Below are 12,914 nucleotides of genomic sequence, written 5' to 3'. Positions count from 1 at the left end.
GTGGCACAGGACGTCGAACTCGCCATTCCTTGCCGACTGGTCACCCTCTCCCTGCTGCTCGGACCGGAGGACGGGCTGACCACCCTGGAGGACCTGGTCGCGAAGGCCATTGCTGCCGGGCGCACCACGGTGGAAGACCAGGCGGAACTGTTCGCGCTGCCGCGCCGTATCGTCCTCGACGTGGTGCACAGCCTCTGGCGCAAGGGCCATGTCATGGTCGGCTTCACCAGCGGCACGCTGGAATTGACCGACGGCGCCCGTGAGGTGATCACCTCCGGCGGATCGTTGCGCGACAGCGCGGTCAAGCAGGAACACCGGCAGTTCCTGTTCGAACCGGTCACGGGCCGGGTCTTCCCCGCCGATCAGGGCACCCGCAGGCCGTCCCAGGGCAGTCTTCATGTACCGCTGCACCAGGTCATGAGCGAGACCGACCTGCCGGCCGCCGAGCTGCTGCGGGCCGTGCAGACCGCCATCCGCAACGACCGTCGCAGCAAGGGCTTCCGGCAAAACGTCCTCGACGTTGGCTTCCGCAGCCCGGTGTTGCGCCCGGCCAGTGAACTGCGCTGGCTGAGCGCGCACGCGCAGGTGTTCCTTGACAACGACACCGGGCGGATCTCGACCCGGCTCCTCGACGAGCCGGGGTGGAACTCCCGGGCTCGCGAGCGGATGCGCCAACACCTTGCCGACCTCGCGGACCAGCAGCCTGACCTCGAGTTTGTCCGCTCGCTGCGAGGTCAGGCCGGGCTTCAGCTCGTCCCCGCCGAGAGCGTCGAGAGCATGCTACGGCGCATGGGCGCGGCGGTCCGCACGCTGCCCGAGATCGAGGCCGAACAGGTCGATGTACGGCAGAAATTCCTCGCAGACCTCTCCCGCCGGCTATCTGCGCGGATCGCCGAGGTCGGCCGGGCCAAGGCCGCCGTCACTGTCGTGGCCCGGGCCGCTGGCCACCAGTGGACGGTCGAGGACCTGATCCAGTCCGCCACGACCCAACTGGTCTTCTCAGCCCCGGATATCAGCTACTCGGCGCTCAGCGGACTGCTGCCCCTGCTCCGGAAGGCGTTGGAACGCGGGGTGCACCTGGTCTTCCTCTGGGGCCGCAGGGACAGCGACATATTGCCCGACCGCGTCAGGACCGCCCTCTTCGACTTGGAGGCCCGTTACCGCTCTCGGGTGCTTTTCACCGACCGCAGTGCCCGCACCTCAGCCTGCGTGGTGGTACAGGACAACCAGCGGGCCTTCGTCGGCACCCATAGCCCGCTCGACGTGGACACCACCCGGGACAACCGGGGAGAAGTGGGCATCCTCGTCGAGGGCACCGCCCAGGACGGCCCGCCGGGAACTCCGCAGTGCGTCACCGATCTGCTCATCTGGGCCCGCAAATCCTTCCCGTACTGGCAGCTCGGCCAGCGCATCCTGGTCCAGGACGACCACTTCGTGCTCGTATCGGAACAGCGTTGCGCCGAGCCGGCCGCCGCCGTCCCTCCCCCGGGCGAGGAAAACGGGCAGGTCGCCACCCTCCGCCACGACGCCACCGCCCGTGCCCTGTGGGCGGAGAGTTGGGCGGAGCACCATGCCGTGCTGACGGACGTCCTCCACCGGACCAAGGAGGGTGACCCGGTCGTCGAGATCCTAGAAGCCGGGGCGCCGCGGGACCTCGTCCAGCAGGCCCTCCACAGCGCGTCCCGGCGGTTGGTGCTTGCCGATGACTGCTTCGACGCCCAGGCCTCCGACGAGTGGTTTGTCACCGCGCTCGGCGAGCGGATCGACCAGGGCGCGACAGTGCATCTGATCCGGCCGACCGTCCGTGGTCAGGAGAAGCCCCCGATGCAGCCTGCGCTGAAGGGGCTGACCCGCCGCGGTCTTAAGGTCCGGGACGAGCGGGCTGGAGCGCGGGCCGCGGTCTGGGATGACGAGGCCGTCCTCGGCAGCCTGTCGCTGCTGCGCGACCGCCGCCGCGCCCTGCGACCCTCGGAGCGCACCAGCCATGTGGGCGTCCACATCCGGGGCGCGGACGTGGCCACCCGGATCGCCGCAGAGCTCGGTGTCTCCGCAGAGCGCGGCGCCGAGCCGCACACCACGGTCGAGCCGGGCGGCCGGCTCAGCGGGGCCACCGCCGTCGCGTTGTCGCTGCTGGTCGACGCCGGCGCCGAACGGGGCAGCGCCCGGTACGCCGCGACCGTCGCCGAACGGCTCCGCCAAGTCGACGACCTCTGGGGTGTCCTGGATGTCTGGCACCGCAAGAAGGTCGCACCCAGGGACCTGCGGCCGGTCGTCGCGGCCGCGCTGCTCCAGGAGCGGGAGAGCCGGGACGAGCACTGGTCCCGCTGGGCGGGCTGGCTGGTCGCCGAGGCCTGGGACCGGCGTGCGTTCGTCGAGGCGTCCCTGCTGGGCCGGCTCCTCCAGGGGGTCCAGGGGACCGTACACCCGGCGGCCTGTACGGCGGCCGTGGCCATCGAGACCGGTCCACTGGGCCCGGTCCTGTCCGAGGCGGCCCTGGAGCTGTCCTACAGCGAGCTGCCCGCGCAGGCAGTGGGCGCGGCGGCCGGTCTCGCCGAGACGCTGCTGCGGGCCGTTCCCGACGACGGACTCATCGCACTCGCACTCCTCGGGGAAGCGCTGCCACCGTCGTGGCAGGAGCTGGCGGCCGCCGCCAGGCGGCACCGGGAATCGGGCAACGGGCCCCTCCCGCTCGCCCTGCTCGCCTCCGAGCTGTCCCGGCTGACGGAGCTCAGCGAGACGGCCGAGCAGTGGGAGGAGCTCGTCGACCGGATCGACCGGATGGAGCGCCTGCACCGCTTCACCTTCGACTCCGGCAAGTTCCTGCACCGCGAGCTGTTCGCCAGGGACGGGATGCTGACGGCGATCCGGGCCGCGGCGGAGGGGAGTGCCGAGGACTGCGCGCGGATGCAGGACTCCCTGCCCGTCCATGTCCGCCGCCAGCTGGACCAGATCGTGGCCGACGGCGGACGGCCCGAGATCCAGTGGGGCAACCAGCGGACCTTCCTGCAGACCATCGAGGACATCGTGCGCCGGGCCCGGACCATCGCCCCGATGCCGAACGGGCAGGGCTCCACCGCCGCGACGGCCCCGGAGGCGGCCGGCTGCGGGGAGCTGGCGGAACTGATCGCGGACAAGTGGGACGCACTGTTCAGCGACGCCAACGGCCTCGGCCGCCCGTACGCCTCACCCCTGCTGGCCATGCTGGACCGGCTCGACCCGCTCGCCCAGTGGCAGCGGTCGCAGCGCCGAAGGAGGACGGACGACCGATGACAGACACCGACGAATCCCTGCGTGGACTCCTCGCGGGATGGCCGGGACGGTTCCGTTTCCCGGGCCTGCTGGTGGCGCTCTCCGACGGGGCACCCGCCTCCCTGGAGCAGCTGGCCCTCGCCGGTCTCGAGGGCATCGCGGGGGACCACGACGAGTACCGGGCCTGTGCGGGGCTGATATCGGCCGGTGAGTTCCAGGTCGTCGAGGAGGCGCTCGCGGAGTGCCAGGCGCTGGAGATCTCCCAGATCGAGGAGTTGCGGAAGCGGCTGAGCCGGCGCAGGGCCGAGTGTCTGCAGAGCCTCCTCGGGCGGGTTCAGCATCTCGTGGACCGGGCAAGTGCGGCCGATGTGGCCGTCGTACCGGAGCAGGCCGCCCTCACCGCGCTGTGCGCGCGGTCCTGGCCACAGGTGGAAGAGCGCCTGCGGGCGGACGAGGCAGCGCTCGAACAGGCCCTGGACCAGAAGCGGGAGGAGCTGCGGGAGCGGTGCGAGAAAGCGGCCGTACGGGACACGGACCGGGACGGAGGACAGGGCGGGAGGACGGACGCCATGAGCGCTGTCGCCGCGCTGCTGGAGGCCGGGCAGCTGCGCGCCGTCGAACTGCTGCTGGCCAACGGCGCGTCACCGCGCCCGGGCCCGGAGAGCGTTCCTCCGCTGCGCGGCTGGACGCGGGCCGCGGAGACCCCGTCCGAGATCCTTCGGTGGCATCTCAACCCGCTGATCAGGCCCATGGGTTACGCCCGCTGGAAACCTGTGGACGAGCGGGGTCAGGAGCTGTTGGAGGCCTTTGACGCGCTCGGCAACAACAACGAGGCGACAGCCGCCCAGTTCGCCCGTGCGCTCGCCCGGTTCCTCAGCGTGGAGGACCGCCCGGCGCCGCCGGTGCACCGCGTCGAGGGCGGGTATCTCACCACGATCACCGGGGTGTTCGCCGAGGCGGAGACCTCGCGGTTCCGGCCCACCGGCAGTGTGGAACTCTTCGTCGCCGCTCCGGACGCGAAGGACCGCCCCGATCTCGACCTGCGCCAGCCCTACATCGCGGTGGGCCGCTCCCTGCAGGCGTCCGACTCCCCCGAGCGGACCGCCTGCGCGGTGCTCGACCTCGGCCATCTCCTCGAGCTGGTCACCCTCCGGTCGCAGGTACCCGTTCAGTTGCTCAGGGTGCTGGGGCGGCAGTGGTCCCTCGACGCCTTCACCGGAGGTTCGGCGGCCTCGCTGGAGGCACTGCTGGGCAGCGAGCCCGGCGAGCGGTGGCACGTCCTGCGCTGGATCGTCGATCTTGCCGGGCTGGGCGATCTGACGACGGCCGACGCCCTCTCGTTCCAGGCCGGTCCCGATCTGGCGCTGCTCCATCTGTTCCTGGAGTTCCTGGCGCTCCCCAGGACCGCGGCGCCGCCGGAGCGCGGTGTGTACGGCGTCGTACGGGACTGGGCCCGGGACCCGTCGTTCGCCCGGACCATCGAGAACGCGGCCCTCACCCCGATCGCCGACTCGACGGCAGCCCGGGTCGCCTTCTGGGCCGCGCTGTCCGCCGCCGTTCCAGGGCAGCCGGTGACCCTCGACGAGATCCTGCTGAGCGCCGCGTCGGTCGCCGGGGACGGCATGCCCGACGACGGCCACGAGCCGGAGATCCGGCGGGGCCTGGCCCGGCTGGCGGCGTTGCCGCTGGTGGCGGCGGCCGACGCCGGTGGAGTCCGCTTCCACCGGTGCGGGGTACTGCTCATCCTGGGCGGCGACGCCGATCGGAAGCTCCAGGAGGCACTTCTCCAGCTGACGGAGGAAACCGCGTCCGCCCACGCCGGTTCCGGCGACGTCCTCCGCCCCGGCGACTGGCGGCTGTACCGGCACGCCCTGCGCCCCGAACTGCGCCGGTACGAGGAGCTGGCCGCCTCCCCGGCCACTCGCGCCGAGGAACTGACCGTGGCGGTCCGGGCCCTGACCGCCACGGCGGGGCAACTCCCGGCGGGTGCCTCGGTCGACGGCGACAGCGACCTCGCCGTGGCCCTCCTGGAGATGCAGGAGTCGTTCACCGCCCACTACCCGGAAGTCACACTGCAGATCCACGCCCCGGACAGTGCCCCGGTGGCCGTCTCCCCGGCCGGGCTCCGGGTGATCCTGTACGAGGTGCTCACCAACGCGGCCGAGGCGGCGGCCGAGAACGGGGAACAGATCGTCCGGGCGACAGTCACCCCGGTGAGTACGGAGTTCGTCGTCGACATCCAGGACAGCGGGAAGGGGCTGCCCTACGCGGAGGGCTCCGAACACCGGGTGTTCCGCAAGGGCGAGTCCACCCGCGGCCCGGACCGGGGCCACGGTCTGCACATTGCACGCCGACTGGCTCGTGATGTCGACGGTGACCTCAGCGTCCGGGCACGCGTCCTGGGCCACCCCGTGCTGCAGGGCGCCCATTTTCAGCTGCTGCTCCCGGGGGCGGGCGGTGGTTAATGGCTCGCTGCCGACGTGCCGGATGTGCTCACGAACCGACCTTGCGCTTGTTCCAGACGTCGAACCCGACCGCCGCCAGCAGCACAAGACCCTTGATCACCTGCTGGTAGTCGGTGCCGATACCGACCAGCGACATTCCGTTGTTGAGCACGCCCAGCACCAGACCGCCGATGATGGCGCCCAGCACCGTCCCGACCCCGCCGCTCATCGAAGCGCCGCCGATGAACGCCGCCGCGATGGCCTCGAGTTCGAAGTTCACGCCCGCCTGCGGGACGCCGGCGTTGAGCCGGGCCGCGTACACCACCCCGGCCAGGGCCGCGAGCATGCCCATGTTCATGAAGACCAGGAAGGTGACCCGCTTGTCCTTGACGCCGGAGAGCTTGGCCGCGGCCTGGTTGCCGCCCAGCGCGTACACGTGGCGGCCCACAACCGCGTTGCGCATCACGAAACCGAAGCCGATGAGCAGTGCGGCGAGCAGCAGCAGGACCACCGGCACGCCCCGGTAGCTGGCCAGCGTGAGCGTGAAGGCGAGGACGGCGGCGGCCATCGCCACGCACTTGGCGAGGAACAGTGAGCGCGGCAGGACGTCGAGTTCGTAGCTCTGCTGCCGGCGCCGGTCGCGTACCTCCTGCGTGAGTGCGAAGGCGATCAGCACCAGGCCGAGGAGCAGCGTCAGGTTGTGGTAGTCGGACGCCGGGCCGACCTCCGGCAGATAGCCCGTGGAGATCTTCTGGAAGCCCTCGGGGAACGGGCCCAGGGAGCGCGACCCGAGCAGGATCTGCGTACCGCCTCTGAAGAGCAGCATCCCCGCCAGCGTCACGATGAACGACGGGATGCCGACGTACGCGATCCAGAACCCCTGCCAGGCCCCGGCGGCCGCCCCGATCGCGAGTGCGATCAGCAGCGCGAGCACCCAGGGGACGTCGTGCTCGACCATCATCACCGCACACGCGGCGGAGACGAACGCCGCCAGCGAGCCGACCGACAGATCGATGTGGCCCGCGATGATGACGATCATCATGCCGATGGCGAGGACCAGGATGTAGCTGTTCTGGAGCACCAGATTGGTGACGTTGTTCGGCTGGAGCAGCACCCCGTCGGTCCAGATCGCGAAGAGCGCGACGATCAGCGCGAGCGCGATGAGCATGCCGTACTGGCGCATGTTGCGGCGCATCGCGTCCAGCAGCAGGGTGGTGACGGCGATCCTCGCCGGAGCGTCGGCGGGGGTCGCGCTGCGCGGGGTCTCAGTGGTGACCGGGCCCATTTCCGTTACCTCTTGTCCGTGGTCATATGACGCATCAGCACTTCCTGGGTGGCCTCGGCCCGCCGGATCTCCCCGGTGAGGCGGCCGGCGGCCATGGTGTAGATGCGGTCGCACATCCCGAGCAGCTCGGGCAGTTCGGAGGAGATGAGGACGACGGCCTTGCCCTCGGCGGCGAGCCGGTCGATGACGGTGTAGATCTCGTACTTCGCCCCGACGTCGATGCCGCGCGTCGGCTCGTCGAGGATCAGCACGTCCGGCCCCGCGAAGATCCACTTGCTGAGGACGACCTTCTGCTGGTTGCCGCCCGAGAGCCGGCCGGCCTGCTCGAAGACCGTCGGGGCCTTGATGTTCATCGTGCGGCGGTACGACTCGGCGATCCGGGTCTCCTGGTGCTCGTCGACGACACCGCGCCGGGACACCTTGGGCAGGGCGCTCATGGTGATGTTCCGGCCGATGGTGTCGATGAGGTTGAGGCCGTAGTGCTTGCGGTCCTCGGTGACGTACGCGATGCCGTGTCCGACCGCCTCGGGGACGGTGCGGGTACGGATCTCCCGGCCGTCCTTGAGGACGGTTCCGCTGATGCCGCGGCCGTAGGAGCGCCCGAAGACACTCATCGCGAGCTCGGTGCGGCCCGCGCCCATCAGTCCCGCGATACCGACGATCTCGCCCCGGTGGACCTGGACCGAGACGCCGTCGACGACCTTGCGCTGCTGGTCGATGGGGTGGTGCACGGTCCAGTCGCGTACCTCGAGGGCCGGATGTGCTCCGACGTCACCCTCGTACGGTGTGCGCTCCGGGAAGCGGTGGTCCAGGTCGCGGCCGACCATGCCGCGGATGATCCGGTCCTCGGTCGTCGAATCCGCGCGGACGTCCAGGGTCTCGATGGTGCGGCCGTCCCGGATGATCGTCACGGAGTCGGCGACGCGCGCGATCTCGTTGAGCTTGTGCGAGATGACGATCGAGGTGATGCCCTGCTGCTTCAACTCCAGGATGAGGTCGAGGAGTTTCGCCGAGTCCTCGTCGTTGAGCGCGGCCGTCGGCTCGTCGAGGATCAGCAGCTTCACCTCCTTCGAGAGCGCTTTGGCGATCTCCACGAGCTGCTGTTTGCCGACGCCGATGTCGGCGACCCGCGTCTGGGGATGCTCCTTCAGGCCGACCCGCCTGAGCAGTGCCGCCGCATGCCTCAGCGTCTCGTTCCAGCTGATCACTCCGCGCCGGGCGTGCTCGTTGCCGAGGAAGATGTTCTCGGCGATCGAGAGATAAGGGACCAGTGCGAGTTCCTGGTGGATGATGACGATGCCGCGCCGCTCGCTCGCCCGTATGTCCTTGAACGCGCACGTCTCGCCCCGGAAACGGATCTCGCCCTCGTAACTCCCGTGCGGATGGACCCCGCTGAGGACCTTCATCAGGGTCGACTTGCCGGCGCCGTTCTCCCCGCAGAGGGCGTGCACCTCGCCCTCGGCGACGGTGAGGGTGACGTCGGAGAGCGCCCGGACCCCGGGGAAGGTCTTGACGATCGAGCGCATCTCCAGGACGGGTGCGGTCACTTGAGGTCACTCGCCTTGATGTAGCCCGAGTCGACCAGCACGGAACTGTAGTTGGTCCTGTCGACGCTGACCGGGTCGAGGAGGAAGGAGGGCACGACCTTGATCTCGTTGTTGTACGTGGTGGTGTCATTGACCTCGGGCTTCTTGCCGCCCAGCACGGCGTCGGCCATCTGCACGGCCTGCTTGGCCAGGGCCCGGGTGTCCTTGTAGACGGTCTGGGTCTGCTGCCCCGCGATGATCGACTTCACGGACGCGACCTCCGCGTCCTGGCCCGTGACCACGGGGTAGGGCTTGGCGGCCGTCCCGTACCCGTCCGACTTGAGCGCGGAGAGGATGCCGATCGAGATCCCGTCGTAGGGGGAGAGGACCGCGTCCACGCTGTCGGAGCCGTACGCCTTCGTCAGCAGGTCGTCCATGCGCTTCTGCGCGGTGCCGCCGTCCCAGCGCAGGGTGGTCACCTGCTCCAGCTTCGTCTGCCCGCTCCTGACGACGAGTTGCTTGCTGTCGATGTACGGCTTGAGGGTCTTCCACGCGCCCTGGAAGAAGTAGCGGGTGTTGTTGTCGTCCGGCGAGCCCGCGAACAGCTCGATGGTGAACGGCCCCTTCTTCGCCCCGTCCTTCAGGCCGAGCTTGTCGATGATGTACGTGGCCTGGAGGACGCCGACCTTCTCGTTGTCGAACGAGGCGTAGTAGTCGACGTTCGGGGAGCCGAGGACGAGCCGGTCGTACGAGATCACCTTGACGCCCTGGCCGGCGGCCTGGCGCAGGACGTCGGAGAGCGCCCGGCCGTCGATCGCCGCGACCACGAGCACGTCCACACCCTTGGTGATCATGTTCTCGATCTGTGAGACCTGTTGGTCGACGTCGTCCTCGCCGTACTGCAGGTCCGTCTTGTAGCCGAGCTTCTCGAACTGCTCGACCATGTTCTTGCCGTCGGCTATCCAGCGCTCGGACGACTTGGTCGGCATGGCGATGCCGATCGTGGATTCCTTGGCGGACTTCTCCTCCTTGCTGCCGCCCGTGCCGCTCTGGCCGCAGGCGGCGAGGACGAGGGCGAGTGCGGAGGCGGTGAGTGCGGTGGTTGCGGCTCGGTGGTTACGCATGGCTCTCAGTCCTTCTCGGGGAGGGTGACGGGGAATCGATGGAGTGCGCCGGGGTGGCGGGAGCCCAGCGGGGACATCCCGCCGTCCGCGCCGTGCCGGGCGAGCAGATCGAGGACGAGCCGGCCGCGCCGCACCCGCTCTTTGGCGGCGGCCAGGGCGGTGTCGCGCAGCTGGGCCCCGTACGGGTAGATCCCGGGGGAGCGGGACAGCCCGAACTTGAGGTAGAGCGGCGCGCCGCGCCGGATCAACTCGGCCGCCTCGTACATCCGGACATGGCCGCCGAGGTCGTCGGGCGCCTCGACATAGAGGTCCATGGGGGCGCGGCTGACCCGCCGGATCTCGGTGAGATGGGCGAGGGCGAGGTCCGACGGAACGTTGAGTGAGTCGGCGCCGAGCCGTTCGTGGACGGCGTACGCGGCCGGGTTGACCGGGCCGATCAGCGCGGACACCTTGAACGTGGTGTCCGCGGGCAGGACGCGCGCGACGCGCAGCCGGTGCAGCGTCCACAGCACGCCCTCGTCGGCGACGAGCAGGCAGCGCACTCCCAGCTCCGCGGCGCGCAGGGCGTCCTCGACGCATCCGGCGAGCGCGTCGTGGCCGCGGGCGCGCAGCCCGGCGCCGCCCGATTCGGTGCGGGTCGCGGCGCCGATGTCCCAGGTGCCGCGCGGGCCGGTGAACAGGCAGAGTTCGATGTCGCGTTCGGCGCAGGACTCCACCATCTCGGTGATCTCGGCGTCGGTGAGCATCCAGATGCCGCTGCCCTGGCTGATGCGGTGGACCGGCACGTCCAGGCGGGCACTCTCCTCGAGGACGACGGAAAGGGCTTCCGGTCCCTCGACGGACGGGATCTCGGTGCGCCAGGTGCCGCCGTCCGGGAAGGCGTGCGGTGATGTGTCGACGGAGTCGGCGTACGGCAGGGGATGGCCGATGTGGGCGAGGGCGGCGGCGCCGGGGCGACGAGGGGGCGAGGTGGCTGTCACGGGACTCCTGTGTTCGATATCTCGGACATGGTTCGGGCCTTGGGGCGGACGGCGGCACGGCACCGCCTGAAGCCGCAGCACAGTCGCTAAGGGCGCAGGAGCACCTTCCCGGCCTTCGGATCTCCGCTGCCGACGAGGGCGATCGCCTCGCCGAACCGCTCCAGCGGGTACTCGTGCGTGATGAGCGGGGCGGGGGTCAGCAGACCGAGGCCGAAGGCCCGTACGGCGTCGTCCCAGGCGGACGACGACGCGCCGAAGACGCTCCGCACCGTGAGCTGGCTCAGCGAGAGACGGACGGGATCGATCCCGGTCGCCCCCGGCGCGAACATCCCGGTCAGCACGACCCGTCCGCCCCTGCGGGCCAGCAGGCACGCATCCTGTGCGGTGCTCGGCGCGCCCGCCGTCTCCACGACCAGGTCGTAGCGCCCTGCGTGGTCGACGGCTTCCGCGGGAGTGCATGCCCCGCCCGCCCCGAAACGCAGCGCCTGCTGGGCACGGGCCTCTCGCGGGTCGATCGCGGTCAGCGCAGCGGGGGAGTGCGCGGCGAGGAGCTGTACGGCGAGCAGGCCGAGCGTCCCGGCGCCGACGACCGCGATCCGCTGCCCGGGGCGTGGCGCCCCTGCCCGCACCGCCGCGGCGACCACCGCGGCCGGCTCCAGCAGGGCGGCCTCCCGCAGGTCCGCGTCCTCGGGGAGCGGGTGCAACAACCGGGCGGGGACGGTGAGATGGTCGGCGAAGGCCCCGGGCAGGGTGAAGCCCGTCTCGTCGTAACCGCCTGTGCAGAGATTGGTGTCGCCCTCCCGGCACCGCTCGCACACGCCGCACGCGCGGAAACCCTCGGCGACCGTCTTCCGCCCGACCAGGGCGGGATCCACGCCGTCACCCACCGCCTCGACCGTGCCGGCCCACTCATGGCCGGGCACGACCGGGTAGCGGACGTAGCCCGGGTCGCGATGGCCGAGGTACACCTCGCGGTCGCTCATGCAGATCCCGGCGGCGGCGACCCGGACCCGTACCTCGCCCCGCCCCGGATCCTGCGTCGGGCGCCGTGCGAGCCGGAACACGCCCGGCTCGTCGACAACGATCGCGCGGCTCACTCGGGTGACCTCTTCTCCCAGCCGTCGGCCCACAGGTCGAACCGTGCCTTCTGCTGCGGGAATTCAGCCGCCGCTGCCACGTCCAGCTCGACGCCGAGACCGGGCGCGTGCGAGACCTCGAAGCAGCCGTCCACGACCTCGGGCGCTCCGCGCACCACCTTCTTGATCTCCGCGTCGGCGAAGTCGTTGAAGTGTTCCAGAATCTTGAAGTTCGGGGTGCAGGCGGCGAGTTGGAGCGAGGCGGCCGTCAGGACCGAGCCGCCGACGTTGTGCGGGGCGACGAGCATGTAGTGCGTCTCGGCCGTCGCGGCGAGCTTGCGCGTCTCCAGGATGCCCCCGATGTGGCCGACGTCCGGCTGGATGATGTCGGCGGCCTGCGACTCGAAGAGTTCCCGGAACTCGATCCGGTCGTGGATGCGCTCCCCGGTCGCGATCGGCATGTCCACCTTGGCGGCGACCTTCTCCAGCGCCTTGAGGTTCTCCGGCGGGACCGGCTCCTCCAGCCAGGCCGGCCGGAACGGTGCCAGGTCGCGCGCCAGCCGTACCGCCGTCGCGGGGGAGAAGCGGCCGTGCATCTCCAGCATCAGTTCGGTCTCGGGGCCGATCGCGTCCCGTACCGCCTCGATCAACGACACGGCGTACCCGGTCTGCTCGTGGTCGAGTTCGAAATGACCGGTCCCGAAGGGGTCGATCTTCAGCGCCCGGTAGCCGCGTGCCACGACCTCCTGGGCGGCCTTGTGGTAGGCCTCCGGGGTCCGCTCGGTGGTGTACCAGCCGTTCGCGTACGCCTTCACGCGGTCCGTGACCTTGCCGCCGAGCAACTGCCACACGGGGACGCCCAGGGCCTTGCCCTTGATGTCCCAACAGGCCATCTCCACCACCGCGATGCCGGACATCACGATCTCGCCGGCGCGGCCGAAGTCGCCGTACTTCATGCGGCGCACGAGGTCCTCGACCGCGAAGGGGTCGGAGCCGGCGATGTGGTTGGCCTCCGCCTCGCGGAGGTAGCCGACGAGCGCGTCGGTGTGTCCGAGCATCCGGGTCTCGCCGACCCCGGTGAGGCCCTCGTCGGTGTGGACCAGGACGTAGGTGAGATTGCGCCAGGGCGTCCCGACGACGTGCGTGCTGATTCCCGTAATGCGCAAGGCGGTTGTCCCTTGGGTTGTTCGAGATTTCGTCACACGTTCGAAATGGTGGCGTGACCGTAAT

Annotated in this window: 8 protein-coding genes; 2 read left to right on the top strand and 6 right to left on the bottom strand. The window is 70.4% G+C overall.

What is annotated here, in order from left to right; translation table 11 throughout:
• Nucleotides 1-3,270: a hypothetical protein gene (locus ACZ6ZQ_RS07155; RefSeq protein WP_469767557.1), complete on the top strand. Its 3,270-nt coding sequence runs from the start codon at nt 1-3 to the stop codon at nt 3,268-3,270.
• Nucleotides 3,267-5,714 (top strand): ATP-binding protein, encoded by a 2,448-nt coding sequence (locus ACZ6ZQ_RS07150; RefSeq protein WP_469767556.1) that lies wholly within the window; start codon nt 3,267-3,269, stop codon nt 5,712-5,714. Before ACZ6ZQ_RS07155 ends, ACZ6ZQ_RS07150 begins: the two co-directional genes overlap by 4 nt.
• A 28-nt stretch (nt 5,715-5,742) precedes the next feature.
• Here ACZ6ZQ_RS07150 and mmsB read toward each other — a convergent pair whose 3' ends face one another.
• The 6 genes from mmsB to ACZ6ZQ_RS07120 form a co-directional block, all read right to left on the bottom strand.
• Complete coding sequence (gene mmsB / locus ACZ6ZQ_RS07145; protein WP_469767555.1) at nt 5,743-6,978, bottom strand: multiple monosaccharide ABC transporter permease; 1,236 nt, start codon at nt 6,976-6,978, stop codon at nt 5,743-5,745.
• Between the two features lie 5 nt (nt 6,979-6,983).
• Nucleotides 6,984-8,525, bottom strand: a complete 1,542-nt coding sequence (gene mmsA, locus ACZ6ZQ_RS07140; RefSeq protein ID WP_469767554.1) for a multiple monosaccharide ABC transporter ATP-binding protein — start codon at nt 8,523-8,525, stop codon at nt 6,984-6,986.
• The gene (gene chvE / locus ACZ6ZQ_RS07135; RefSeq protein ID WP_469767553.1) at nt 8,522-9,628 is read right to left on the bottom strand and encodes a multiple monosaccharide ABC transporter substrate-binding protein; all 1,107 of its coding nucleotides are present in this window, start codon (nt 9,626-9,628) and stop codon (nt 8,522-8,524) included. Before chvE ends, mmsA begins: the two co-directional genes overlap by 4 nt.
• A 5-nt stretch (nt 9,629-9,633) precedes the next feature.
• A complete protein-coding gene (locus ACZ6ZQ_RS07130) occupies nt 9,634-10,608 on the bottom strand; it encodes a hypothetical protein (RefSeq protein WP_469767552.1) in 975 nt (324 codons plus the stop codon).
• An 86-nt stretch (nt 10,609-10,694) separates the two neighbouring features.
• On the bottom strand, nt 10,695-11,705 hold the full coding sequence (locus ACZ6ZQ_RS07125) for a zinc-dependent alcohol dehydrogenase (RefSeq protein WP_469767551.1): 1,011 nt from the start codon (nt 11,703-11,705) through the stop codon (nt 10,695-10,697).
• Nucleotides 11,702-12,850, bottom strand: coding sequence for a mandelate racemase/muconate lactonizing enzyme family protein (locus ACZ6ZQ_RS07120; RefSeq protein WP_469767550.1), 1,149 nt, complete (start codon nt 12,848-12,850; stop codon nt 11,702-11,704). The genes ACZ6ZQ_RS07125 and ACZ6ZQ_RS07120 overlap by 4 nt, the downstream gene beginning before the upstream one ends.
• Between the last annotated feature and the right edge of the window lie 64 nt (nt 12,851-12,914).

It is taken from the genome of Streptomyces sp. NPDC053673 (genome assembly GCF_055585225.1).
The sequence above is the reverse complement of the archived record's forward strand: the minus strand, read 5'-3'. Positions and strand labels throughout refer to the sequence as shown.

Coding starts and splice junctions, on each gene's coding strand:
- chvE (WP_469767553.1), bottom strand. CDS start 9,628: ATGCGTAACCACCGAGCCGCAACCACCGCACTCACCGCCTCCGCACTC.
- mmsB (WP_469767555.1), bottom strand. CDS start 6,978: ATGGGCCCGGTCACCACTGAGACCCCGCGCAGCGCGACCCCCGCCGAC.
- ACZ6ZQ_RS07150 (WP_469767556.1), top strand. CDS start 3,267: ATGACAGACACCGACGAATCCCTGCGTGGACTCCTCGCGGGATGGCCG.